This window comes from Pseudomonas synxantha (genome assembly GCF_900105675.1).
Taxonomy (GTDB): domain Bacteria; phylum Pseudomonadota; class Gammaproteobacteria; order Pseudomonadales; family Pseudomonadaceae; genus Aquipseudomonas; species Aquipseudomonas synxantha.
In genome coordinates this window covers 4036780-4063000 of record NZ_LT629786.1, presented here as the reverse complement: position 1 = coordinate 4063000, position 26221 = coordinate 4036780, and the positions used below count along the sequence as shown (strand labels likewise).

Here is a 26221-nt window from a genome sequence, read left to right as displayed (position 1 = left end):
GTGGGAAAACCAACACAGCTTTTTACGCAGAGACGCGAGGAATTGTGTCGTCGGCGCGCAGGGTGAAGATCTCGTAGCCGGTCTCGGTGACCAGCAGGGTGTGTTCCCACTGGGCCGAGAGCTTGCGGTCCTTGGTGATGGCGGTCCAGCCGTCGCCCAGCACCTTGGTGTCGGCCTTGCCTTGGTTGATCATCGGCTCGATGGTGAAGGTCATGCCGGCCTTGAGTTCCATGCCGGTGCCGGCCTTGCCGTAATGCAGGATCTGCGGTTCTTCGTGGAACACCTTGCCGATGCCGTGGCCGCAGAATTCACGCACGACCGAGAAGCCGTTCTTTTCCGCGTGCTTCTGGATCACTTCGCCGATGTCACCCAGGCGGCAGCCAGGCTTGACGATCTCGATAGCCTTGTACATGCATTCCTGGGTGACCTGGGACAGGCGCTCGGCCCACACCGGCACGTTGCCGACGTGGAACATACGGCTGGTGTCGCCGTGGTAGCCATCCTTGATCACGGTGACGTCGATGTTCAGGGTGTCGCCATCCTTCAGCGGCTTGTCACCGGGAATCCCGTGGCAGACCACGTGGTTGATCGAGGTGCAGATCGACTTGGGGAAGCCTTTGTAGTTCAGTGGGGCAGGGATGGCTTTTTGCACGTTGACTATATAGTCGTGGCAGATACGGTCCAGCGCTTCGGTGGTGACACCGGGCTTGACGTGTTCGGCAATCATTTCCAGCACGTCGGCAGCCAGTTTGCCGGCAACGCGCATGCCTGCGATGTCTTCGGCGGTTTTCAAGGTAACGGTCATACAGGCTCTCTCTAGCGCGACGCGCTGAAATCAATACGGTTCACGGGGGGCGCGACAAAGGGGTGAAGCATTCGCGCAAGTCCCAAAAAACGCAATTCTAACAGACGATGGTGTCAAATCATGAGCGTCTGGTGATCGCTTCTCTCTATTAAGGTAGCGCCAGGGTCGCTCTATCCAAGGGTTTGGCTAAAGGCGGCGGGGCAAATGTGATTGCGGGTTTCGTTTTTGTCGATGCTGTGGTATAAAATGCGCCGCTTTCCGGGGATACCCCGCGAAGCTTAAATCCACACACGTGTCGACACGATGACCTGGGTGCCGGAGGCCTTGATGCCGCTGGTTGGTCATTGGGATACGTGGAGGCCAAACCCGACTTATTAAGGAACTATCATGTCCCAAGTCAACATGCGCGATATGCTGAAGGCCGGTGTGCACTTCGGTCACCAGACCCGTTACTGGAACCCGAAAATGGGTAAGTACATTTTCGGCGCGCGTAACAAGATCCACATTATCAACCTTGAAAAAACCCTGCCAATGTTCAACGAAGCACTGACTTTCGTAGAGCGCCTGGCCCAGGGTAAAAACAAGATCCTGTTCGTCGGCACCAAGCGTTCCGCTGGCAAGATCGTTGCTGAAGAAGCAGCACGTTGCGGTTCGCCGTACGTCGATCACCGCTGGTTGGGCGGCATGCTGACCAACTTCAAAACCATCCGTGCTTCCATCAAGCGTCTGCGTGACCTTGAAGTGCAAGCCGAAGACGGTACTTTCGCCAAGCTGACCAAGAAAGAAGCGCTGATGCGCACTCGTGACCTGGAAAAGCTCGATCGTTCCCTGGGTGGTATCAAGGACATGGGCGGTCTGCCTGACGCACTGTTCGTTATCGACGTTGATCACGAGCGCATCGCGATCACCGAAGCCAACAAGCTGGGCATCCCGGTTATCGGCGTAGTCGATACCAACAGCAGCCCGGAAGGCGTTGACTACATCATCCCAGGCAACGATGACGCAATCCGCGCTATCCAGCTGTACATGGGTTCGATGGCTGACGCTGTAATCCGTGGCCGCAACCACGTTGCTGGTGGTACCGAGCAGTTCGTTGAAGAAGCTCCGGTAGCTGCCGCTGAGTAACTGACGCCCTGGCGTTGACTCAGTAAGCAAAAAGGGGGCTTGGCCCCCTTTTTGCCACCTCGAAAACCATTTGTCGGCAGCGCAGCTACATTCTTTGTAACGTGCAGCGGCCTACAACGGAGATTCGGGAAGAATTGATCGCCCGTTTGATCGGGTGGAATGGTTGAAAACCTATCCAAGAGGATTTTGAAATGGCAGAGATTACTGCAGCGTTGGTTAAAGAACTGCGTGAGCGTACCGGCGAAGGCATGATGGATTGCAAAAAGGCCTTGACCAAGGCCGGCGGCGACATCGAAAAAGCCATTGATGACATGCGTGCTTCCGGCGCCATCAAGGCTGCCAAGAAAGCAGGCAACGTCGCTGCTGAAGGCGCCATCGCCCTGAAGGAAGACGGTAAATCCGCCGTTCTGCTGGAAGTGAACTCGCAGACCGACTTCCTGGCCCTGCAGGATGACTTCAAGGCATTCGTTGCTGCCAGCGTTGAAAAAGCGTTCGCCGAGAAAATGACTGACGCCGCTCCGCTGATCGAAGCTCAAGAAGCTGATCGCCTGGTACTGGTCGGCAAGGTTGGCGAAAACGTCAACATCCGTCGCCTGGTTCGCGTTGAGGGTGATGTGGTTGGTGGTTACCTGCACGGCAACAAGATCGGTGTTGCAGTTGTTCTGAAAGGCGGCGACGTTGAGCTGGCTAAAGACATCGCAATGCACGTTGCTGCAAGCAACCCTGAGTTCCTGCTGCCTTCGGAAGTGTCTGCCGACGCAATCGAGCGTGAAAAAGCTGTGTTCCTGAGCCTCAACGCCGACAAGATCGCCGGCAAGCCAGAGAACATCGTTGAAAACATGATCAAAGGCCGTATCAGCAAGTTCCTGGCTGAAGCAAGCCTGGTTGAGCAGGCGTTCGTCAAGAACCCTGAAATCAAGGTTGGCGAACTGGCTAAGAAAGCCGGTGCTGAAATCGTTTCCTTCACTTACTTCAAAGTAGGCGAAGGCATCGAGAAGCCGGTCGACAACTTCGCTGAAGAAGTTGCTGCCCAGCTGGCTGCCGCCAAGCAATAAGACAGTTCCAGACTGTCGCCGAAAGAGGCTGCCCGCTCACGCGCGCAGCCTCTTTTCAAATGGGAAGGCCAATTTTATTTGGTTTCCTCTCGGAACTGGCTTACAAAGCCGTGTTCCGATGGCGCTGTGATAGCGTCCAGCTAGAGTGAACGCAAGCCGTAAACGGCTCGCCAAGAATTTTTTAAAAAATACGCCGCAGGAGAGATTCGCAATGGCTCAGCAGGGCAGTGGTTATCAGGCTCGCTATAAACGCATTCTACTCAAGCTCAGCGGCGAGGCCCTGATGGGCTCGGAAGAGTTCGGGATCGACCCCAAGGTGCTTGATCGCATGGCGCTGGAAGTCGGCCAACTGGTCGGTATCGGCGTGCAGGTCGGCCTGGTGATTGGCGGTGGCAACCTGTTCCGTGGTGCGGCACTGAGTGCGGCTGGCATGGATCGAGTCACCGGCGACCACATGGGCATGCTGGCCACTGTGATGAACGCCCTGGCCATGCGCGACGCCCTGGAGCGCGCCAACATTTCGGCCATCGTGATGTCGGCTATTTCCATGGTTGGCGTGACCGATCACTATGATCGACGCAAAGCCATGCGCCACCTGAATTCCAAGGAAGTGGTGATCTTTGCTGCCGGCACTGGTAACCCATTCTTTACCACCGACTCGGCTGCGTGCCTGCGCGCGATCGAAATCGATGCCGACGTGGTGCTCAAGGCGACCAAGGTAGACGGCGTATACACTGCAGACCCATTCAAAGACCCGCATGCCGAGAAGTTCGATCATCTGACCTACGATGAAGTGCTGGATCGCAAGCTGGGCGTGATGGACCTGACGGCTATCTGCCTGTGCCGCGACCACAAGATGCCGTTGCGCGTATTTAACATGAACAAGCCCGGCGCCCTGCTGAATATCGTACACGGCGGCGCAGAAGGGACTCTGATCGAGGAAGGCCAACAATGATCAATGAAATCAAGAAAGACGCCCAGGCGCGTATGCAAAAATCCCTGGAATCCCTGAGCCACGCATTTGGCCAGATCCGTACCGGCAAGGCGCACCCGAGCATCCTGGGCAGCGTGATGGTGCCTTACTACGGCGCTGACACTCCCCTGAGCAGCGTGGCCAACGTCACCGTCAAGGACTCGCGTACCCTGCAAGTCGTGGCCTTCGAGCGCAACATGCTTGCTGCTGTAGACAAAGCGATCCAGAGCGCCGGCCTGAACCTCAACCCGACCAACCTGGGCGAGTTGTTGCTGATCTCCATGCCTGCCCTGACCGAGGAAACCCGTAAAGGCTTCACCAAGCAGGCACGCAGTGCCGCTGAAGATGCGCGCGTTGCCGTGCGCAACATCCGCCGTGATGCATTGGGTGACCTGAAAAAGCTGGTCAAGGACAAGGAAATCAGCGAAGACGAAGAACGTCGTGCCGTCGCTGATATCGACAAGCTGACCAAGGACGCCGAAGCGCAGATCACCAAGGCGACCGAAGAAAAAGAAAAGGACCTGATGGCCGTATAAGGGGTCAGGACGCCTTCATGGAAAAGACCAAGCAGACTGTGCCCTCCGTGGTGCCGCGCCATGTCGCGATCATCATGGATGGGAATAATCGCTGGGCGAAAAAACGCTTTATGCCGGGTGTTGCCGGGCATAAAGCGGGTGTTGACGCGGTAAGGGCAGTGATTGAGGTGTGCGCTGAGGCCAAGGTCGAAGTGTTGACCTTGTTCGCCTTCTCCAGTGAAAACTGGCAGCGGCCCGCCGATGAAGTCAGCGCCTTGATGGACCTGTTCTTCAAGGCGTTGCGTCGTGAGGCCAAGCGCCTCAATGACAACAACATCAGTCTGCGCATCATTGGTGATCGCTCGCGGTTCCACCCGGAACTGCAAGCCGCCATGCGCGAAGCCGAGGCTATTACCGCAGGCAGTAACCGCTTTGTGCTGCAGATCGCAGCCAACTACGGTGGTCAGTGGGATATCGCCCAGGCAGCGCAGCGGCTGGCCCGCGAAGTGCAGGCCGGTCACCTGCGACCGGACGACATCACGCCTGAACTGTTGCAAACCTGCCTGGTGACTGGCGACCTGCCGTTGCCGGACTTGTGCATTCGTACCGGTGGCGAGCATCGCATCAGCAATTTCCTGCTGTGGCAGCTGGCATACACCGAGTTGTACTTCTCCGACCTGTTCTGGCCGGACTTCAAACACGATGCCATGCGCAATGCGCTGGCTGATTTCGCTTCCCGTCAGCGTCGCTTCGGTAAAACGAGCGAGCAGATCGAAGCTGGAGCCCGGGTTTAAATGTTAAAACAACGAATCATCACGGCGCTGATCCTGCTGCCGATTGCCTTGTGCGGTTTTTTCCTGCTTGAAGGTTCAGGCTTTGCGCTGTTTATCGGCCTGGTCGTGACCCTGGGGGCCTGGGAATGGGCGCGCCTGGCGGGTTTCAGCAACCAATTGCCGCGTGTGGCGTATGCGGCAGTGGTCGCAGTGCTGTTGTTCCTGATGTACATCCTGCCGGACATTGCGCCTTGGGTGCTGGGTGCGGCAGTGCTGTGGTGGGCGTTGGCGACATTCCTGGTGCTGACTTACCCGCGCACCAGTAGTCAATGGTCGAGCGTGGCCTGCAAGCTGGTGATTGGCCTGCTGATCCTGCTGCCGGCCTGGCAAGGGCTGGTGGAAATCAAGCGTTACCCCCTCGGTAACGAATTGATCCTGGCGGTGATGGTGCTGGTGTGGGGCGCAGATATTGGCGCTTACTTCTCCGGCCGTGCCTTCGGCAAGCGCAAGCTGGCCCCGGCCGTCAGCCCCGGCAAAAGCTGGGAAGGCGTATACGGAGGCTTGGCATTGACGCTGCTGATCACGCTGGTAGTCGGTGTGGTACGCGGCTGGTCGGTAAAGGAGATTTTTCTGGCCTTGCTGGGCGCGGCTATCGTCGTGTTCATCTCGGTGGTGGGTGACCTCACCGAAAGCATGTTCAAGCGCCAGGCCGGAATCAAGGACAGCAGTAACCTGCTGCCGGGGCATGGTGGTGTGCTGGATCGTATCGACAGCCTGACTGCCGCGCTGCCGATCTTCGCCGTGCTGCTGTGGATGATCGCTTCGTGAGCCGCCTGCAACAGGTCACCGTGCTGGGGGCGACCGGCTCGGTCGGGCTGAGTACCCTGGACGTCATTGCCCGTCATCCTGATCGCTATCAGGTTTTCGCCCTGACCGGCTTCACGCGCTTGAGCGAGTTGCTGGCCTTGTGTGTACGCCATGCGCCGCGCTTTGCCGTGGTGCCTGAGGCTGCGGCAGCCCGTAGCTTGCAGGATGATCTGCGGGCTGCCGGGCTGGACACGCAGGTCCTGGTGGGTGAGGCGGGGCTGTGCCAGGTGTCAGCCGATGCGCAGGTGGATACCGTCGTGGCGGCGATTGTCGGTGCGGCGGGTTTACGCCCGACCCTCGCTGCAGTCGATGCCGGCAAGAAGATTCTGTTGGCCAATAAGGAAGCCCTGGTCATGTCCGGGGCGCTCTTCATGCAGGCGGTGCGCAAGAGCGGTGCGGTGCTGCTGCCACTCGACAGCGAGCACAACGCAATTTTCCAGTGCATGCCCGGGGATTTTGCCCGCGGCTTGAACCAGGTCGGCGTGCGCCGGATTCTACTGACGGCGTCTGGTGGTCCATTCCGGCAGACTCCGTTGGCCGAGCTGGAACATGTGTCTCCCGATCAGGCCTGCGCTCATCCGAACTGGTCCATGGGGCGCAAAATCTCCGTGGATTCGGCAAGCATGATGAACAAGGGCCTGGAGTTGATCGAGGCGTGCTGGTTGTTCGATGCGCGGCCTGACCAGGTCGAGGTGGTGATTCACCCGCAAAGCGTGATCCATTCCCTGGTCGATTACGTGGACGGTTCGGTGTTGGCGCAGCTGGGTAATCCGGATATGCGTACACCGATCGCCAACGCCTTGGCCTGGCCGCAGCGGATTGATTCCGGCGTAGCGCCATTGGATCTGTTTGCGGTGGCGCGCCTGGACTTCGAAGCGCCGGACGAGCAGCGCTTCCCATGCCTGCGCCTGGCGCGGCAGGTGGCCGAGGCGGGCGGCACCGCGCCGGCGATGCTGAATGCGGCCAATGAAGTGGCCGTGGCGGCGTTTCTCGAACGGCGCATCCGCTTTCCGCAGATCGCGAGTATCATCGAGGACGTCCTGGGCCTTGAGCCTGTCGTGGCGGTGAATGACCTGGGGGCCGTGTTTGAGGCGGATACCAAGGCGCGAGCCCTGGCCGGACAATGGCTGGGCCGCAATACGCGTTAGGCTGTGGGTGGGTTCGAGCCTTCAGGCATTGGATTGAAATGCGGAGAAATTAGATGAGTGCGCTCTACATGATTGTCGGCACCCTGGTTGCTCTGGGTGTGCTGGTTACCTTCCACGAATTTGGCCACTTCTGGGTGGCGCGTCGTTGCGGCGTCAAGGTATTGCGCTTTTCCGTCGGTTTCGGCATGCCGTTGTTGCGCTGGCATGATCGCCGTGGCACCGAGTTTGTAATCGCCGCTATCCCGCTGGGTGGCTACGTCAAGATGCTCGATGAGCGTGAAGGCGAAGTGCCCGCCGATCAGTTGGACCAATCGTTCAATCGCAAGACCGTTCGTCAGCGTATCGCGATTGTTGCTGCGGGCCCGATTGCCAACTTCCTGTTGGCGATGGTGTTCTTCTGGGTGCTGGCCATGATGGGCAGCCAGCAGGTGCGTCCGGTCATCGGCGCGGTCGAGGCGGACAGCATCGCGGCCAAGGCCGGCCTCATCGCAGGGCAGGAAATTGTTTCCATTGATGGCGAGCCAACCACGGGTTGGGGCGCGGTCAATTTGCAGTTGGTGCGTCGCCTGGGTGAAAGCGGCACCGTCAATGTGGTGGTGCGTGACCAGGATTCCAGCGCCGAAACCCCGCGGGCATTGGCGCTGGATCATTGGCTCAAAGGGGCCGACGAGCCGGATCCGATCAAATCCCTGGGGATTCGCCCTTGGCGCCCGGCATTGCCGCCGGTGCTGGCTGAGCTCGATCCGAAAGGCCCGGCCCAGGCCGCGGGCCTGAAAACCGGTGATCGTCTGTTGGCCCTCGATGGCCAGGCGCTGGGTGACTGGCAGCAAGTGGTCGACCTGGTGCGTGTACGCCCTGATACCAGGATCGTGCTGAAAGTTGAGCGAGACGGTGCTCAAATCGATGTGCCTGTGACCTTGTCGGTTCGTGGCGAGGCCAAGGCGGCCGGGGGGTACCTGGGGGCCGGCGTCAAAGGTGTCGAGTGGCCGCCATCAATGGTTCGAGAGGTCAGCTTCGGGCCTTTGGCCGCGATTGGCGAGGGCGCGAAACGCACCTGGACCATGAGCGTGCTGACCCTCGAATCCCTCAAGAAAATGTTGTTCGGTGAGCTCTCGGTAAAAAACTTGAGTGGACCGATAACCATTGCTAAAGTGGCGGGCGCTTCTGCCCAGTCGGGTGTCGCGGATTTCCTGAATTTCCTGGCTTATCTGAGTATTAGCCTGGGGGTTCTGAATTTGCTGCCCATTCCAGTATTGGATGGGGGGCATCTGTTGTTTTATCTGGTCGAGTGGGTGCGTGGTCGCCCCTTGTCGGATCGGGTGCAGGGTTGGGGGATACAGATCGGTATCAGTTTGGTGGTCGGAGTGATGTTGTTAGCTCTGGTCAACGATCTGGGACGACTGTAACGCTTCGCTGAATTGCGAATCTGCCGCATTTTGCGGCAGTTTGTTTATTGCCAGTTGGAATAAGAAAGGACTTCATGAAACGTCTGCTGCTAACTGCGGTTCTCACCGTATTGATGATCGCCGAAGTTCACGCCGAGTCCTTCACTATCTCCGATATTCGTGTCAACGGCCTCCAGCGGGTATCCGCCGGTAGCGTCTTTGGTGCCTTGCCGTTGAACGTCGGGGAACAGGCGGATGATCGTCGCCTGGTGGAATCCACTCGTGCGCTGTTCAAAACCGGGTTCTTTCAAGATATCCAGCTGGGTCGCGAAGGCAACGTCCTGGTTATCACGGTCGTCGAGCGACCTTCCGTCGCCAGTATCGCGATCGAGGGTAACAAGGCCATCTCCACTGAAGACCTGATGAAGGGCCTCAAGCAATCCGGCCTGGCCGAGGGCGAGATCTTCCAGCGCGCTACCCTTGAAGGTGTGCGTAACGAGCTGCAACGCCAGTACGTTGCCCAGGGCCGCTACTCCGCGACCGTGGAAACCGAAGTGATCCCGCAGCCTCGTAACCGTGTGGGCCTGAAGGTCAACATCAACGAAGGCACCGTGGCGGCCATCCAGCACATCAACGTGGTGGGCAACACCAAGTTCGCTGATGACGACCTGGTCGACCTGTTCGAACTCAAGACCACCAACTGGCTGTCGTTCTTCAAAAACGATGACAAGTACGCCCGTGAAAAACTCTCCGGTGACCTGGAACGCCTGCGCTCCTACTACCTGGACCGTGGCTACATCAACATGGACATCGCTTCGACCCAGGTGTCCATCACCCCGGACAAAAAGCACGTCTATATCACCGTCAACGTCAACGAAGGCGAGAAGTACAAGGTTCGTGACGTCAAGCTCAGCGGCGACCTGAAAGTTCCTGAAGACCAGGTCAAGTCCCTGTTGCTGGTGCAGAAGGACCAGGTGTTCTCGCGCAAGCTGATGACCACTACTTCCGAACTGATCACCCGCCGCCTGGGTAACGAAGGCTATACCTTCGCCAACGTCAACGGTGTACCGACCCCGAATGATGAAGACCACACCGTGGACATCACCTTCGTTGTTGATCCGGGCAAGCGCGCCTACGTAAACCGCATCAACTTCCGTGGCAACACCAAGTCTGCGGACGAAGTGTTGCGTCGTGAAATGCGCCAGATGGAAGGTGGCTGGGCTTCGACCTACCTGATCGACCAGTCCAAGACCCGTCTTGAGCGCCTGGGCTTCTTCAAGGAAGTCAACGTCGAAACCCCGGCCGTACCGGGTGTGGATGACCAGGTAGACGTGAACTACGCCGTTGAAGAGCAAGCCTCGGGTTCGATCACCGCCAGCGTCGGTTTCGCACAGAGTGCCGGCCTGATCCTCGGTGGCTCGATCACCCAGAACAACTTCCTGGGTACCGGTAACAAGGTTTCCATCGGCCTGACCCGAAGCGAATACCAGAGCCGCTATAACTTCGGTTATGTCGACCCCTACTGGACTGCTGACGGTGTGAGCCTGGGCTACAACGCCTTCTACCGCACCACCGACTACAAAGACCTCGACGTTGACGTTGCAAGCTATGCAATCGACAGCCTGGGTGTGGGCGCCAACATCGGTTACCCGATCAGCGAGACCTCGCGCCTGACCTTCGGTATCACTGCGCAACAGGATGAGATCAAGACCGGTGTGTACACCGTGGACGAGATCTTCGACTTCACCCGCCGTGAAGGTGACAAGTTCCTGAACTTCAAGGCCTCTGCCGGCTGGTCCGAGTCGACCCTGAACAAAGGTGTGCTGGCAACCCGTGGCCATTCCCAAAGCCTGACTGCGGAAGTCACCACGCCGGGCAGCGACCTGTCGTTCTTCAAGCTCGATTACCGCGGCCAGCTGTTCCAGCCGTTGAGCGATAACTACACCATGCGCCTGCACACAGAGCTGGGTTATGGCGATGGTTATGGTTCGACCAATGGCTTGCCGTTCTATGAGAACTACTATGCGGGTGGTTTCAACTCGGTGCGTGGCTTCAAGGACAGCACTCTGGGTCCACGTGGTACGCCTAGCCGTGGTGAACTGGCAACAGGTAACTCAGGCACTCGCCGGGATGATGACAACGACCCGCTGCCATTCGGTGGTAACGTGCTGATCCAGGGTGGTGCAGAGATCCTGTTCCCGCTGCCATTCGTCAAGGACCAGCGTTCGCTGCGCACCTCAGTCTTCTGGGACGTGGGTAACGTGTTCGACTCCAAGTGTGAACAAGTCACCAACCCGAACGGTTCGCGGTCCAACACCCAATGCAACGACGTGAGCCTCAGCAACCTGGCGAGCTCCGTGGGCGTGGGTGTGACCTGGGTGACTGCGCTGGGCCCGTTGAGCTTTGCGCTGGCCATGCCGATCAAGAAACCGGATAACGCTGAAACCCAGATTTTCCAATTCTCCCTCGGCCAGACGTTCTAAGCGTCTGACCTAAGATAACGACAACGGATTCTGTAGGAGTACATCGTGCGTAAGTTGACTCAATTGGTCTTGCTGGCCACTGTGCTGGTAACCACCCCGGCCTTCGCCGAAATGAAAATCGCCGTCCTGAACTATCAGATGGCCCTGTTGGAATCCGACGCGGCCAAGCGTTACGCCGTGGACGCCGAGAAGAAATTCGGTCCGCAACTGACCAAGCTCAAGACCCTGGAAAGCAGCGCCAAGGGCATCCAGGATCGCCTGGTAGCCGGTGGCGACAAGATGCAGCAAGGCGAGCGCGAGCGTCTGGAGCTTGAATTCAAGCAAAAGGCCCGTGACTACCAGTTCCAGTCCAAGGAACTGAACGAAGCCAAGGCCGTGGCTGACCGTGAGATGCTCAAGCAGCTCAAGCCCAAGCTCGACAGCGCCGTGGAAGAAGTCATCAAGAAGGGTGCCTTCGACCTGGTGTTCGAGCGCGGCGCCGTGATTGACGTCAAGCCTCAATACGACATCACCCGCCAGGTGATCGAGCGCATGAACCAGCTGAAGTAACCCATGACCGCGACTATCAGGCTCGGCGAGTTGGCCGAGTTCCTGGGGGCCACCTTGCGTGGCTCCCCGGAGAAAGAAATTACTGGGCTAGCCACCTTGCAGGAGGCTGGCCCAGCTCAGTTGAGCTTCCTCGCAAATCCCCAATACCGTAAGTACCTGGTCGATTGCCAGGCCGCAGCCGTGTTGCTGAAGGCCGCTGACGCCGAAGGGTTTATCGGGGATGCGCTGGTGGTGGCCGACCCGTACCTGTCGTACGCCAAGGCGTCACACCTGTTCGATCCAAAGCCTAAGGCGGCCGGTGGTATTCATCCTTCGGCCGTGATCGCCACGGATGCTCAGGTTGACCCTTCGGCCAGCATTGGTGCGTTTGCCGTGATCGAGAGTGGCGCGCGTATCGGTGCAGGCGTGACCGTGGGCGCCCACTGCTTTATCGGTGCGCGCTGTGAAATCGGCACCGATGGCTGGCTGGCTCCCCGTGTGACTCTCTACCACGATGTGCGTATTGGTCAGCGTGTGGTCATTCAGTCGGGTGCGGTGATCGGCGGTGAAGGGTTCGGTTTTGCCAACTCCAAGGGTGTCTGGCACAAGATCGCCCAGGTCGGCGGCGTATTGATCGGCGACGATGTGGAGATCGGCGTGAACACCGCTGTTGATCGCGGGGCCCTGGCCGATACCGTGATCGGCAACGGCGTGAAGCTCGATAACCAGATCCAGATCGCCCACAACGTACAGATTGGCGATCACACCGCCATGGCTGCCTGCGTGGGCATCTCCGGCAGCACCAGGATCGGCAAGCATTGCATGCTCGCCGGTGGTGTCGGGCTGGTCGGGCATATCGACATTTGCGACAACGTCTTCATCACCGGCATGACCATGGTGACCCACTCGATTACCGAGCCTGGTGCCTATTCTTCCGGTACCGCCATGCAACCTGCGGCTGAATGGCGCAAGAGTGCGGCGCGGTTGAGGAAGATCGACGACATGGCACGACGCATCAAACAGCTGGAAAAGCGTGTTGGGGACGTGACCCCTGGCGGTAATGCTTCATCAGAAGGCTGATACCATTTCCATATCAAGTGTGCACAGCCGCTAGACTGCCCCCTTGATTTGCTAGCGGGGCGTGCGCTTAGTCCGCCCGCCCCCAATCTTTATTACAGGCTTCCCCCCGAAATGATGGACATCAACGAGATTCGCGAATACCTGCCTCACCGTTACCCGTTCCTGCTGGTGGATCGTGTAGTGGACCTCAACGTCGAGGAAAAGCGCATTCGTGCCTACAAGAATGTCAGCATCAACGAACCATTCTTCAACGGTCACTTTCCTGCGCATCCAATCATGCCGGGTGTGTTGATCATCGAGGCGATGGCCCAGGCTGCCGGTATCCTTGGTTTTAAAATGCTCGACCTCAAGCCTGCCGACGGCACGCTCTACTATTTCGTGGGTTCCGACAAACTGCGTTTTCGCAGCCCGGTCACCCCGGGTGACCAGTTGATCCTGGAAGCCAAGTTCATCAGCTGCAAGCGCCAGATCTGGAAGTTCGAATGCCAGGCCTCGGTCGATGGCAAGCCAGTGTGCTCTGCCGAGATCATCTGTGCGGAACGCAAACTATGAGTTTGATTGACCCTCGCGCAATCATCGATCCGTCGGCCGTACTGGCCGCCGACGTTGAGGTCGGCCCTTGGTCGATCGTCGGCGCAGGTGTGGAAATCGGCGAGGGGACTGTCATCGGGCCGCACGTGATCCTCAAGGGTCCGACCCGCATTGGCAAACACAATCGTATCTACCAGTTTTCCTCGGTAGGCGAAGACACCCCGGACATGAAGTACAAGGGTGAAGAAACACGCCTGGTAATCGGTGACCACAACATCATCCGTGAAGGCGTCACCATTCACCGCGGGACTGTGCAGGATCGTGCCGAAACCACCTTGGGTGATCACAACCTCGTCATGGCCTATGCGCATATCGGCCATGACAGCGTGATCGGCAACCATTGCATCCTGGTCAATAACACCGCGCTGGCAGGCCACGTGCACGTTGACGACTGGGCGATCCTGTCGGGATTCACCCTTGTGCATCAGTATTGCCATATCGGCGCCCACAGTTTCTCCGGCATGGGCACTGCTATCGGCAAGGATGTCCCGGCATTCGTTACGGTGTTCGGCAATCCTGCCGAAGCCCGTAGCATGAACTTCGAAGGCATGCGCCGCCGGGGTTTCAGCGAGGATGCGATCCACGCCCTGCGCCGCGCCTACAAGACCGTTTACCGCCAAGGATTGACGGTTGAGCAGGCCCTGACCGAACTGACCGAGCCGGCTACGCTGTTCCCGGAAGTCGCGGTGTTCCGTGACTCGATCCAGGCGTCGACTCGCGGCATCACCCGCTGATCATGGCCAACCTGCGTATTGCGCTAGTGGCCGGTGAAGCTTCCGGCGATATCCTGGGTGCTGGCCTGATGCGTGCCCTCAAGGCCCAGCATCCCGCGGTGGAATTTATCGGGGTGGGTGGCCCCTTGATGCAGGCCGAAGGTCTTGCCTCCTATTTTCCCATGGAGCGTCTGTCGGTCATGGGCCTGGTGGAGGTATTGGGACGCCTGCGCGAGCTTCTCGCTCGTCGCAAACTGCTGGTCAAGACGCTCGTCGAAGAAAAGCCCGATGTGTTTATCGGTATCGATGCGCCGGATTTCACCCTCAATATTGAACTCAAGCTGCGTCAGGCCGGAATCAAGACCGTGCACTACGTCAGCCCGTCCGTATGGGCGTGGCGGCAGAAGCGCGTGTTGAAGATCCGCGAAGGCTGCGACCTGATGTTGACCCTGTTGCCATTCGAGGCGCGGTTCTACGAAGAGCAGGGCGTGCCGGTGCGCTTTGTCGGTCATACCTTGGCAGATGCCATCCCCCTGCACGCTGACCGTGCTGCGGCGCGTGCCGCATTGGGCTTGCCCGATGGCCCATTGGTGGCGTTGATGCCGGGCAGTCGTGGCGGTGAGGTCGGGCGCTTGGGTGCGCTGTTTTTTGACGCCGCCGAACGTCTGCAAGCGCAAAAACCGGGCGTTCGTTTTGTATTGCCATGCGCCAGCCCGCAACGTCGCGCGCAGATCGAAACCTTGCTGGAAGGCCGCGACCTGCCGCTGACCCTGCTCGACGGCCAGTCCCACCTGGCCCTGGCAGCCTGCGATGCCGTGCTGATCGCGTCGGGTACTGCCACCCTGGAGGCCTTGCTGTACAAGCGCCCCATGGTCGTAGCCTATCGCCTGGCGCCGCTGACCTTCTGGATCCTCAAGCGCATGGTCAAGAGCCCCTACATCTCTCTGCCCAACCTGCTGGCCCAGCGCCTGCTGGTGCCGGAGTTATTGCAGGACGATGCAACGCCCGAAGCGCTCGCGCAAACTCTACTACCCTTGATCGACGGCGGCGAAGAGCAGACCCGTGGTTTCGATGACATTCACCGTACCCTGCGTCGTGATGCCTCGAACCAGGCGGCCGACGCCGTGTTGACCTTGATCGGCCAAAAACAGGGAGCCTTATGATCACGCAAATGGGCCTGGATTTCAGCCTGGTTGCCCAAGCTCATGAGCTGGTGGCCGGCGTTGACGAAGTAGGGCGCGGTCCGTTGTGCGGTGCAGTGGTCACGGCAGCGGTGATCCTTGACCCGAACCGTCCGATCCTGGGCCTCAACGATTCGAAAAAACTCACCGAAGCCCGTCGTGAAAAACTCTTCGACGAGATCTGTGAGAAAGCCCTGAGCTGGCATATTGCCCGGGCAGAAGTAGAAGAAATCGACGAATTGAACATCCTGCACGCTACTATGCTGGCCATGCAGCGTGCGGTGGAAGGCCTGCATATCACCCCGAAATTGGCGATGATCGACGGCAACCGTTGCCCGAAACTGGCGATGCGCGCTGAAGCCGTGGTTCAGGGCGATGGCAAGGTTCCGGCCATTGCTGCGGCGTCGATCTTGGCCAAGGTCAGTCGTGACCGCGAAATGGCTGCGTTCGATTTGATCTACCCCGGCTATGGCATGGGTGGGCATAAGGGCTATCCGACGCCCGTTCATCTGGAAGCCCTGGCCCGCCTCGGCCCAACGCCTATTCATCGTCGTTCCTTTGCCCCGGTGCGCCAGGCTTATGAGGCGCGTGAGAGCCTGATCGAGGTTTAGCGGCAAGGCTGATGTTTTTACCAAGGCCCGGTACAATCCGGGCCTTGTTGTTTTCATGTATCAAGACAGGATCACTATGCCGGCTTCATTCGTTCACCTGCGCCTGCACACTGAATACTCCCTGGTCGACGGCCTGGTACGGATCAAGCCACTGGTCAAAACCCTGGTGGGCATGAACATGCCTGCGGTGGCGGTTACCGATCAGAACAACATGTGCTCCCTGGTCAAGTTCTACAAGAATGCCATGGGCGCCGGCATCAAGCCGATCTGCGGTGTCGACCTGTGGCTGTCCAACAAAGACCCGGATAACCCCCTTAGCCGCATCAGCCTGCTGGCGATGAACGGCGTGGGTTATCGCAACCTTACCGAGCTGATTTCCCGTGGTTTTATCGACGGCCAGCGCAACGGCTCGATTATTATCGAGCGCGAGTGGGTGGCCGAAGCCAGCGAAGGCGTGATCATGCTCTCGGCGGCCAAGGAAGGTGAAATCGGTATCGCGCTGCTGGGCGGTAATCCCCAAGAAGCCGAAGTGCTGGCTCGCGAATGGATGCAGGTTTTTCCGGACCGCTTCTACCTGGAAGTCCAACGTACCAACCGCCCCAATGATGAAGAGCATCTGCACGCCGCCGTGGCTCTGGCCGACAAGCTGGGCGCGCCGCTGGTGGCGACCAACGATGTGCGCTTTATCAAGAAAGAAGATTTCGAGGCCCACGAAACCCGCGTGTGCATCGGCGAAGGCCGGGCCCTGGATGACCCGCGCCGCTCGAAAAACTACAGCGAAGAGCAGTACCTCAAAAGCGCCGAAGAAATGGCGGAGTTGTTCAGCGATTTGCCCGAGGCCCTGGAAAACTCCGTCGAGATCGCCAAGCGCTGCAACATTGAAGTGAAGCTGGGCAAGCACTTCCTGCCCAACTTCCCGATTCCCGATGGCATGACCATCGATGAGTACTTTCGCAAGGTGTCGTTCGATGGCCTGGAGGAGCGCCTCAGCGTCCTGCTGCCCAAGGACACCACCGAAGACTATGAAGCCAAGCGTCAGGTATATGTCGACCGGTTGAATTTCGAGCTGGATATCATCATCCAGATGGGGTTCCCCGGTTACTTCCTGATCGTGATGGACTTTATCCAGTGGGCCAAGAACAACGGCGTGCCGGTCGGTCCGGGCCGGGGGTCAGGCGCTGGCTCGCTGGTGGCCTATGTGCAGAAGATTACCGACCTTGACCCGCTGGAATATGACCTGCTGTTCGAACGGTTCCTGAACCCGGAACGGGTATCCATGCCCGACTTCGACGTTGACTTCTGCATGGATGGCCGCGACCGGGTCATTGAGTACGTGGCCGAGAAATACGGCCGCAACGCGGTAAGCCAGATCATCACCTTCGGTTCCATGGCCGCCAAGGCGGTAATCCGTGACGTGGCACGGGTGCAAGGCAAGTCCTACGGTTTGGCGGATCGCCTGTCGAAGATGATCCCGTTCGAAGTCGGCATGACCCTGGAAAAAGCCTACGAGCAGGAAGAGATCCTGCGCGACTTCATCAAGGTCGACGAAGAAGCCGCGGAAATCTGGGAGATGGCGCGCAAGCTTGAAGGCGTAGTGCGTAACGTCGGTAAGCACGCCGGTGGCGTGGTGATCGCGCCGACCAAGCTGACCGACTTTTCGCCGATCTATTGCGATGAAGAAGGCGACGGCCTGGTGACCCAGTTCGACAAGGATGACGTGGAGGCGGCCGGCCTGGTGAAGTTCGACTTCCTTGGCCTGCGCACCTTGACCATCATCGACTGGGCGCTCAAGACCATCAACCGCGACCGTGCCAAGGTGGGCGAAGAACCGCTGGATATCGCGTTTATCCCGCTGGATGACAAACCGACCTACAGCCTGTTGCAAAAAGCCGAAACCACGGCGGTGTTCCAGCTTGAATCCCGGGGCATGAAGGAGCTGATCAAAAAGCTCAAGCCCGACTGCCTGGAAGACTTGATCGCACTGGTGGCCCTGTTCCGTCCGGGCCCGCTGCAATCAGGCATGGTGGATGACTTCATCAACCGTAAGCACGGCCGCGCCGAACTGGCGTACCCGCACTCCGACTACCAGTACGAGGGCCTCAAGCCCGTATTGGCGCCGACCTACGGCATTATTCTGTATCAGGAACAGGTGATGCAGATCGCCCAGGTGATGGCTGGCTATACCCTTGGTGGTGCAGACATGCTGCGTCGCGCCATGGGTAAGAAAAAGCCCGAGGAAATGGCCAAGCAGCGTGGCGGTTTCATTGAGGGCTGCGCAACTAACAATATCGACGCCGACCTGGCGGGTAACATCTTCGACCTGGTGGAGAAATTCGCCGGTTATGGCTTCAACAAATCCCACTCCGCCGCCTACGGCCTGGTGTCGTACCAGACCGCCTGGCTAAAAGCCCACTACCCGGCGCCGTTCATGGCGGCGGTACTCTCGGCGGATATGCATAACACCGACAAGGTCGTGACCTTGATCGAGGAAGTGCGCACCATGAAACTGCGCCTCGACGCGCCGGACGTGAACGCCTCGGAGTTCAAGTTCACGGTGAATGACGAAGGCCGCATCATCTATGGCCTCGGCGCGATCAAGGGCGTGGGCGAAGGCCCGGTGGAAGCCATCACCGAGGCGCGCCAGGACGGGCCGTTCAAGGACCTGTTCGATTTTTGCGCACGGGTTGACCTCAAGCGCATCAACAAACGTACTCTCGATGGCTTGATCCGCAGCGGCGCACTCGACCGGCTCGGCCCGTATTTCCATGATGAGCCCAAGGCTTACCAGGCCAATATCGACCGCAACCGCGCAGTGCTGCTCACCGCCATGGAAGAGGCAATCAAGGCCGCCGAACAGACCGCCCGCACCCATGACAGCGGCCACGCCGACCTGTTTGGCGGGCTTTTTGTCGAAGAAGATGCCGATGTCTACGCCAACCATCGCAAGGCCAAGGAACTCACGCTCAAGGAACGTCTCAAGGGGGAAAAAGACACCCTGGGCCTGTACCTGACCGGCCATCCGATTGACGAATACGAAGGCGAGATCCGGCGTTTTGCCCGCCAGCGCATCATCGACCTGAAACCGGCGCGCGATACCCAGACCGTCGCCGGCATGATTATCGCCCTGCGAGTGATGAAAAATAAGAAGGGCGACAAGATGGGCTTTATCACCCTGGACGACCGCTCGGGCCGTATCGAGGCGTCGCTGTTTGCCGATGCCTTCCACTCCGCCCAGTCGCTGCTGCAGACCGACGCCATGGTGGTGGTGGAAGGGGAGGTCAGCAACGACGACTTCTCCGGCGGCCTGCGCCTGCGTATCAAGCGGGTGATGAGCATGGAAGATGCCCGTACCAACCTCGCCGAGAGCCTGCGCCTGAAAGTCAAGACTGAAGCGCTCAAGGGCGATCAGCTACGCTGGTTGGGTGACCTGCTCAAACGCCACCGCGGCGCGTGCCCGGTGACCATGGAGTACACCGGCAGCGACGCCAAGGCCATGTTGCAGTTTGGCGAGACGTGGCGAATCGATCCCGCCGATGGCTTGATTCAAGCTTTGCGTGACCAGTTCGGGCGAGACAACGTCTTCCTCCAATACCGTTGACGGTCAGCACCCCTGACCTCGGCTGAACATTTAATCTCGACCTAAACGCGCCTCTCCCTTAAGGTAGGGCGCGAATAGACAACCGGCTGGCCAGGCACTCCTTGGCCGTCGACCCAAGACGGACGCTTATGAACCCGAATTTTCTTGATTTCGAACAGCCGATCGCTGACCTGCAAGCCAAGATCGAAGAGCTGCGCCTGGTCGGCAATGACAATTCGCTGAATATCGGCGATGAGATCGCTCGCCTGCAAGACAAGAGCAGCACGCTCACCGAAGATATTTTCGGCAAGCTGACCAGCTGGCAGATCGCGCGCCTGGCTCGCCACCCGCGCCGTCCGTACACCCTGGACTACATCGAGCACATCTTCACCGAGTTCGACGAGCTGCACGGCGATCGCCATTTTTCCGATGACGCAGCCATCGTGGGCGGTATTGCTCGCCTGGACGACCAGCCGGTGATGGTGATCGGTCACCAGAAAGGCCGTGAAGTGCGCGAGAAGGTGCGCCGTAACTTCGGCATGCCGCGTCCGGAAGGCTACCGCAAGGCGTGCCGCCTGATGGAAATGGCCGAGCGCTTCAAGATGCCGATCCTGACCTTCATCGACACCCCGGGCGCCTACCCAGGCATCGACGCCGAGGAGCGTAACCAGAGCGAGGCGATTGCCTGGAACCTGCGTGTCATGGCGCGCCTGAAAACCCCGATCATCGCCACCGTCATCGGTGAGGGTGGGTCCGGCGGTGCACTGGCCATCGGCGTCTGCGACCAGCTGAACATGCTGCAATACTCGACCTACGCGGTGATCTCACCGGAAGGTTGCGCCTCGATCCTGTGGAAAACCGCAGAGAAGGCACCGGATGCGGCTGAAGCCATGGGCATCACCGCCGATCGCCTCAAGGGCCTGGGGATTGTGGATAAAGTCATTGCCGAGCCACTGGGCGGCGCTCACCGCGACCCGGCTGCGGCCGCCGCGACCATCCGTGCTGAATTGGGCTCGCAATTGGCGATGCTCAAGAAGCTGGATAACGAAGCGCTGCTGGCCCGTCGTTACGAGCGCCTGATGAGCTACGGTCTCTAAAGTCGACGCCGTAACTCAATGTGGGAGGGGGCTTGCTCCCGATAGCGGTGGATCAGTCACCAGATGCAGTGACTGACACTCAGCAATCGGGAGCAAGCCCCCTCCCACATTTGCTTTGTGTATGCTCAGCCTACGTATTCCAGATTTGTGGCGGTGACATCTGATGAAACCGGCTCTACCCGCCAGGCTCCTGAGAACCCTGGCCCCCTGGCGCAATGCCCCCGCCTGGCACATCGCATTCTCCGGTGGCCTTGATTCCACCGTCCTGCTGCACCTTCTGGCCTCCCTGGCAAACACCGAAAGCCTGCCGCCCCTCAGCGCTGTGCATGTCCATCATGGCCTGCAAGCGGCCGCTGACGCCTGGCCCAGTCATTGCCAAGCGTTATGTGACAGCCTGGGCATACCTTTGCAGGTATTACGTGTACAGGTGCAACCTGGTGCCAGCCTGGAGCGGGCCGCGCGTAACGCACGTTACCAGGCGTTTACCAAGGTGATCGGGGCAGGGGAGGTGCTGCTCACCGCCCAGCATCGCGACGATCAGGCCGAAACGCTGCTGTTGCGCCTGTTGCGCGGCGCCGGAGTGCGTGGGTTGGCGGCAATGCCCGAGTGTCGCCCGTTGGCGACGGGGCATTTGGTGCGGCCACTGCTGGCAGTCTCCCGGGAGGCGCTGGAAGGCTACGCCCACGAACACCAATTGAAGTGGATTGAAGACCCTTCGAACGCCGATCCACGGTTCTCGCGCAATTACCTGCGCCATCAGGTCTTTCCAGCGCTGACGCAACGCTGGCCACAGGCAGTCTCGAGCCTGGCCCGCACTGCCGAGCACCTGAGTGAAGCCCAGGGCCTGCTCGATGAGCTGGCGCACATGGATCTGACCGTCGCCGATCAGCCTTCAGCGTTTCCCTGGTTGCCTTTGCCCTCCCTGGCCCTTGCTCCGTTGCGCAATCTTTCCGATGCGCGCCAGCGCAATGCCTTGCGTCATTGGTTGAATCCGCTGACTCGACTGCCCGACAGTGATCACTGGGCCAGCTGGTACGCCCTGCGCGATGCCAAGGTGGACGCACAGCCGTTATGGCGCCTGGCGGACGGTCAGCTTCATCGTTGCGGCGAACGCATTTGGTGGCTGCCTTCCATTTGGTCGGAATTTTCCGACGTGTCGGTGAGCTGGCCCGATCCGCGAAATCCACTAGAGTTACCCGGGAACGGCCAATTGATGTTTGCCGGCAAGGCTCCCGAGGGACCCTTGTCGATTCGTTATCGCCAGGGTGGCGAAATCGTCGAAGTGCCAGGTCGAGGCCGGCGTGATCTTAAGCGCCTGCTGAATGAAAGTGGTCTGCCGGGCTTTGTGCGTGGCAGATTGCCGCTGGTCTATCGGGGCGAGCAATTGCTGGCTGTGCCGACGCTTGCTGGGCTTTGGGCCAGCCCGCTGGATGACTGGCAATTACATTGGTTGCCACAGACCTGCGATCAAGGTTTGAGCTGATAGAGCCTTTCCGGTAGACTACGCTCCCTTCTTGATACAACTTCTGTGGATTCGACTGAATCGCAGCAGTTGCCGATTACCAAGCAGTCTTTGCTGGGCGATTCCAAAAAATGTGTAGCGATCAACGTACCGGTGTTCCATTGCTGGTCTGTCACAACGCGGCGGTTTTTTTGAAAGGTGCACTGTGATTAATGCAGGTGATCGGGGGCTTCGGCCTTCCTTCGCTTTCCCCGGCGGCTCGGACCGCTTTAACGCAGACTTCTAGGGTTTTTCATGACGCGCTACATATTCGTCACGGGCGGTGTTGTTTCTTCATTGGGGAAAGGCATTGCCTCCGCTTCATTGGCGGCCATCCTGGAGGCGCGGGGACTTAAGGTCACCATGCTCAAGCTGGACCCGTACATCAACGTTGACCCGGGCACCATGAGCCCGTTCCAGCACGGTGAGGTGTTCGTCACCCACGACGGCGCCGAGACCGACCTGGACCTGGGCCACTATGAGCGGTTCATCCGCACGACCATGACCCAGAACAACAACTTCACCACCGGCCGTGTCTACGAGCACGTGCTGCGCAAGGAGCGCCGTGGTGACTACCTGGGTGCAACCATCCAGGTGATCCCGCACATCACCGACGAAATCAAGCGCCGCATCATCAAGGGTGCAGGCGATGCCGACGTGGCGATGGTCGAGATCGGTGGCACCGTGGGTGACATCGAATCCCAACCGTTCCTTGAAGCCATCCGCCAGTTGCGCTTCGAAGTCGGCGCCAAGCGCGCGATGCTGATGCACCTGACACTGGTGCCCTACATCGCCACCGCCGGCGAAACCAAGACCAAGCCCACCCAGCACTCGGTCAAGGAACTGCGTTCCATCGGCCTGCAGCCTGACGTGCTGGTGTGCCGCTCCGATCACCCGATCGACATTTCCTCGCGCCGCAAGATCGCGCAATTCACCAACGTTGAAGAACGTGCGGTGATCGCCCTCGAAGACGCCGACACCATCTACAAGATCCCGGGCATCCTGCATTCCCAGGGCCTGGATGATTTCGTGGTCGAGCGTTTCGGCCTGCAGTGCAATGGCGCGGACCTGTCCGAGTGGGAAGCCGTGGTCGACGCCAAGCTCAACCCTGAGCATGAAGTCACCATCGCCATGGTCGGCAAGTACATGGAGCTGCTGGATGCGTACAAGTCGCTGATCGAAGCGATGAGCCACGCCGGTATCAGCAACCGTACCAAGGTCAACCTGCGCTACATCGATTCCGAAGACATCGAGAATCAGGGCACCGCGCTGCTTGAAGGCGTTGATGCGATCCTGGTTCCCGGCGGTTTCGGCCTGCGTGGCGTGGAAGGCAAGATCACCGCGGTGCAATACGCCCGTGAAAACAAGGTGCCGTACCTGGGCATCTGCCTGGGCATGCAAGTGGCCGTCATCGAGTTCGCCCGTAACGTGCTGGGCTGGAAAGACGCCAACTCCACCGAGTTCGATCACAGCAGCGGCCACCCGGTCGTGGGCCTGATCACCGAGTGGGAAGACGCCACCGGCGCGGTTGAAACCCGCACCGAAAGCTCCGACCTGGGCGGCACCATGCGCCTTGGCGCACAGGATTGCCTGCTGGAAGCAGGTTCCCTGGTGCACGACTGCTACGGCAAGGACGTGATCGTCGAGCGTCACCGTCACCGCTATGAAGTGAACAACAACCTGCTGCCGCAGATCAAAGAAGCTGGCCTGAAAATTTCCGGTCGTTCCGGTGATGGCAAGCTGGTTGAAGTGGTCGAGGCGCCGGATCATCCGTGGTTCGTGGCCTGCCAGTTCCACCCTGAGTTCACCTCGACGCCGCGCGACGGTCACCCGTTGTTCAGCGGTTTCGTCAAAGCAGCACTGACGCAACATCAGAAGAAGGCGTAAACCTGATGGCCCAGAAGATCATTCGCGTAGGCGACATCGAGATTGCCAACGACAAGCCCATGGTGCTGTTCGGCGGCATGAACGTGCTGGAAAGCCGCGACATGGCGATGCAGGTCTGTGAAGAGTACGTGCGGGTTACCCAGAAACTGGGTATCCCTTATGTGTTCAAGGCCAGCTTCGACAAGGCCAACCGTTCGTCCGTGACCTCCTATCGCGGCCCCGGCCTTGAAGAAGGCATGCGGATCTTCCAGGACATCAAGCAAGCCTTCGGCGTGCCGATCATCACCGACGTCCACGAGCCTGAACAGGCTGCGGTGGTCGCCGAGGTGTGCGACATCATCCAGTTGCCGGCCTTCCTGTCGCGCCAGACCGACCTTGTGGTCGCTATGGCCAAGACCGGCGCTGTGATCAATATCAAAAAAGCCCAGTTCCTCGCGCCCCAGGAAATGAAACATATCCTGAGCAAGTGCGTGGAAGCGGGTAACGACCAGTTGATCCTGTGCGAGCGTGGTTCGAGCTTCGGCTACAACAACCTCGTGGTGGACATGCTCGGTTTCGGCATCATGAAGCAGTTCGAATACCCGGTATTCTTCGACGTGACCCACGCGCTGCAAATGCCCGGTGGTCGCTCGGACTCAGCTGGCGGGCGGCGTGCCCAGGTCACCGACCTGGCCAAGGCGGGCATGAGCCAGTCCCTGGCCGGCCTGTTCCTTGAAGCCCACCCGGACCCGGACAACGCCAAATGCGACGGCCCATGCGCCCTGCGCCTGGACAAGCTGGAGCCATTCCTGGCCCAGCTCAAGCAGTTGGACGAGCTGGTCAAGAGTTTTCCGACGGTAGAGACCGCGTAACTGCCATTTCTCCGGTAGAATTTCCCACGCTTTAAGCTCAGGCCCACGGGCCTGGGCCTTGCCCTCTGCAAGCCTGCCCCGTTGTTCCGCCCTTGCGGTCGGTCAAAGATTTCCTTCAGCTGCGTCGTTTTCGTCAACTTTGGAGTGTTTACAACAATGGCAAAAATCGTCGACATCAAAGGTCGTGAAGTTCTCGACTCCCGTGGCAACCCCACCGTCGAAGCCGACGTGCTTCTCGATAACGGCATCATCGGCAGCGCCTGCGCACCGTCCGGTGCCTCCACCGGTTCGCGCGAAGCGCTGGAACTGCGTGATGGCGACAAGAGCCGTTACCTGGGCAAGGGTGTACTCAAGGCTGTAGCCAACATCAACGGTCCGATTCGTGACCTGTTGCTGGGCAAGGACCCGCTGGACCAGAAAGCCCTGGACCACGCGATGATCAAGCTCGATGGCACCGAAAACAAAGGCAGCCTGGGCGCCAATGCCATCCTCGCCGTGTCCCTGGCCGCTGCCAAGGCCGCAGCCCAGGACCAGGACCTGCCGTTGTACGCGCACATCGCCAACCTGAACGGTACCCCAGGCGTCTACTCGATGCCGGTGCCGATGATGAACATCATCAACGGTGGCGAGCACGCTGATAACAACGTCGACATCCAGGAGTTCATGGTGCAGCCGGTGGGCGCCAAGTCCTTCTCCGAAGGCCTGCGCATGGGCACCGAGATTTTCCATCACCTCAAGGCTGTACTGAAGGCCCGTGGCCTGAGCACCGCCGTGGGCGACGAAGGCGGTTTTGCACCGAACCTGGCCTCCAACGAAGACGCACTGAAAGTCATTTCCGAAGCGGTGGCCAACGCTGGCTACAAGCTGGGCACCGACGTGACCCTGGCCCTGGACTGCGCTGCCAGCGAGTTCTTTGAGGATGGCAAATACAACCTGTCCGGCGAAGGCCAGGTGTTCAACTCCGAAGGTTTCGCTGAATACCTCAAGGGCCTGACCCAGCGCTACCCGATCATCTCGATCGAGGACGGCCTGGACGAGTCCGATTGGGACGGCTGGAAAATCCTCACCGACAAGATCGGCGAGAAAATCCAACTGGTGGGCGACGACCTGTTCGTGACCAACACCAAGATCCTGAAAGAGGGCATCGACAAGAAGATCGCCAACTCGATCCTGATCAAGTTCAACCAGATCGGCACCTTGACCGAAACCCTGGAAGCCATCCAGATGGCCAAGGCCGCCGGTTACACCGCGGTGATCTCCCACCGCTCCGGCGAAACTGAAGACTCCACCATTGCCGACCTGGCCGTGGGCACTTCGGCAGGCCAGATCAAGACCGGCTCCCTGTGCCGTTCCGATCGCGTTTCCAAGTACAACCAATTGCTGCGCATCGAAGAGCAATTGGCAGGTAAAGCCAAGTACAACGGTCGCGGCGAGTTTCGCGGCTAAGCAGTAAATGGTAAAAAGTCGGCGGATTG

22 protein-coding genes are annotated in these 26221 nt (G+C 59.3%); 21 read left to right on the top strand and 1 reads right to left on the bottom strand.

Annotation, left to right across the window (positions count from 1 at the left end):
• Positions 1-22: 22 nt before the first annotated feature.
• Positions 23-805: a type I methionyl aminopeptidase gene (map, locus tag BLU48_RS18890; protein ID WP_057021913.1), complete on the bottom strand. Its 783-nt coding sequence runs from the start codon at positions 803-805 to the stop codon at positions 23-25.
• Between the two features lie 387 nt (positions 806-1192).
• Between map and rpsB the strand changes: the two genes are divergently transcribed.
• From rpsB to eno, 21 genes are all read left to right on the top strand, one after another.
• Complete coding sequence (rpsB, locus tag BLU48_RS18885; protein ID WP_003219330.1) at positions 1193-1930, top strand: 30S ribosomal protein S2; 738 nt, start codon at positions 1193-1195, stop codon at positions 1928-1930.
• A 191-nt stretch (positions 1931-2121) separates the two neighbouring features.
• Positions 2122-2985, top strand: a complete 864-nt coding sequence (gene tsf, locus BLU48_RS18880; protein WP_003189160.1) for a translation elongation factor Ts — start codon at positions 2122-2124, stop codon at positions 2983-2985.
• 211 nt (positions 2986-3196) lie between these two features.
• Positions 3197-3940: a UMP kinase gene (gene pyrH, locus BLU48_RS18875; protein ID WP_003189161.1), complete on the top strand. Its 744-nt coding sequence runs from the start codon at positions 3197-3199 to the stop codon at positions 3938-3940.
• Positions 3937-4494 (top strand): ribosome recycling factor, encoded by a 558-nt coding sequence (gene frr / locus BLU48_RS18870; RefSeq protein WP_043049618.1) that lies wholly within the window; start codon positions 3937-3939, stop codon positions 4492-4494. Before pyrH ends, frr begins: the two co-directional genes overlap by 4 nt.
• 17 nt (positions 4495-4511) lie before the next feature.
• Complete coding sequence (gene uppS / locus BLU48_RS18865; protein WP_005785713.1) at positions 4512-5267, top strand: polyprenyl diphosphate synthase; 756 nt, start codon at positions 4512-4514, stop codon at positions 5265-5267.
• Positions 5268-6074: a phosphatidate cytidylyltransferase gene (locus BLU48_RS18860; RefSeq protein ID WP_057021914.1), complete on the top strand. Its 807-nt coding sequence runs from the start codon at positions 5268-5270 to the stop codon at positions 6072-6074.
• A complete protein-coding gene (gene ispC, locus BLU48_RS18855; protein WP_057021915.1) occupies positions 6071-7261 on the top strand; it encodes a 1-deoxy-D-xylulose-5-phosphate reductoisomerase in 1191 nt (396 codons plus the stop codon). The genes BLU48_RS18860 and ispC overlap by 4 nt, the downstream gene beginning before the upstream one ends.
• Before the next feature lie 53 nt (positions 7262-7314).
• Positions 7315-8667 (top strand): sigma E protease regulator RseP, encoded by a 1353-nt coding sequence (gene rseP, locus BLU48_RS18850; protein WP_057021916.1) that lies wholly within the window; start codon positions 7315-7317, stop codon positions 8665-8667.
• Between the two features lie 74 nt (positions 8668-8741).
• Positions 8742-11129 (top strand): outer membrane protein assembly factor BamA, encoded by a 2388-nt coding sequence (bamA, locus tag BLU48_RS18845; protein WP_034118455.1) that lies wholly within the window; start codon positions 8742-8744, stop codon positions 11127-11129.
• A 45-nt stretch (positions 11130-11174) separates the two neighbouring features.
• Positions 11175-11678 (top strand): OmpH/Skp family outer membrane protein, encoded by a 504-nt coding sequence (locus BLU48_RS18840; protein ID WP_003189173.1) that lies wholly within the window; start codon positions 11175-11177, stop codon positions 11676-11678.
• 3 nt (positions 11679-11681) lie between these two features.
• Positions 11682-12737 carry a UDP-3-O-(3-hydroxymyristoyl)glucosamine N-acyltransferase gene (gene lpxD, locus BLU48_RS18835; RefSeq protein ID WP_057021917.1) on the top strand — a complete coding sequence of 352 codons (1056 nt, stop codon included), beginning with the start codon at positions 11682-11684 and terminating at the stop codon, positions 12735-12737.
• 111 nt (positions 12738-12848) lie between these two features.
• The gene (fabZ, locus tag BLU48_RS18830; RefSeq protein WP_034118457.1) at positions 12849-13289 is read left to right on the top strand and encodes a 3-hydroxyacyl-ACP dehydratase FabZ; all 441 of its coding nucleotides are present in this window, start codon (positions 12849-12851) and stop codon (positions 13287-13289) included.
• Complete coding sequence (gene lpxA / locus BLU48_RS18825) at positions 13286-14062, top strand: acyl-ACP--UDP-N-acetylglucosamine O-acyltransferase (protein WP_043049624.1); 777 nt, start codon at positions 13286-13288, stop codon at positions 14060-14062. The genes fabZ and lpxA overlap by 4 nt, the downstream gene beginning before the upstream one ends.
• Before the next feature lie 2 nt (positions 14063-14064).
• Positions 14065-15204, top strand: a complete 1140-nt coding sequence (lpxB, locus tag BLU48_RS18820) for a lipid-A-disaccharide synthase (RefSeq protein WP_057021918.1) — start codon at positions 14065-14067, stop codon at positions 15202-15204.
• Positions 15201-15833, top strand: coding sequence for a ribonuclease HII (gene rnhB, locus BLU48_RS18815; protein WP_046071292.1), 633 nt, complete (start codon positions 15201-15203; stop codon positions 15831-15833). The genes lpxB and rnhB overlap by 4 nt, the downstream gene beginning before the upstream one ends.
• Positions 15834-15909: 76 nt before the next feature.
• The gene (dnaE, locus tag BLU48_RS18810) at positions 15910-19431 is read left to right on the top strand and encodes a DNA polymerase III subunit alpha (RefSeq protein WP_057021919.1); all 3522 of its coding nucleotides are present in this window, start codon (positions 15910-15912) and stop codon (positions 19429-19431) included.
• 128 nt (positions 19432-19559) lie between these two features.
• On the top strand, positions 19560-20507 hold the full coding sequence (locus BLU48_RS18805) for an acetyl-CoA carboxylase carboxyltransferase subunit alpha (protein WP_003189182.1): 948 nt from the start codon (positions 19560-19562) through the stop codon (positions 20505-20507).
• Positions 20508-20670: 163 nt separating this feature from the next.
• Positions 20671-21990: a tRNA lysidine(34) synthetase TilS gene (gene tilS, locus BLU48_RS18800; protein ID WP_057021920.1), complete on the top strand. Its 1320-nt coding sequence runs from the start codon at positions 20671-20673 to the stop codon at positions 21988-21990.
• Between the two features lie 273 nt (positions 21991-22263).
• Positions 22264-23895, top strand: a complete 1632-nt coding sequence (locus BLU48_RS18795; protein ID WP_046071295.1) for a CTP synthase — start codon at positions 22264-22266, stop codon at positions 23893-23895.
• A 5-nt stretch (positions 23896-23900) separates the two neighbouring features.
• Positions 23901-24746 (top strand): 3-deoxy-8-phosphooctulonate synthase, encoded by an 846-nt coding sequence (kdsA, locus tag BLU48_RS18790; protein WP_003189190.1) that lies wholly within the window; start codon positions 23901-23903, stop codon positions 24744-24746.
• A 156-nt stretch (positions 24747-24902) separates the two neighbouring features.
• Entirely contained in the window at positions 24903-26192 is a 1290-nt protein-coding gene (gene eno, locus BLU48_RS18785) for a phosphopyruvate hydratase (protein ID WP_032877366.1), read from the top strand.
• The last annotated feature ends 29 nt before the right edge of the window (positions 26193-26221 follow it).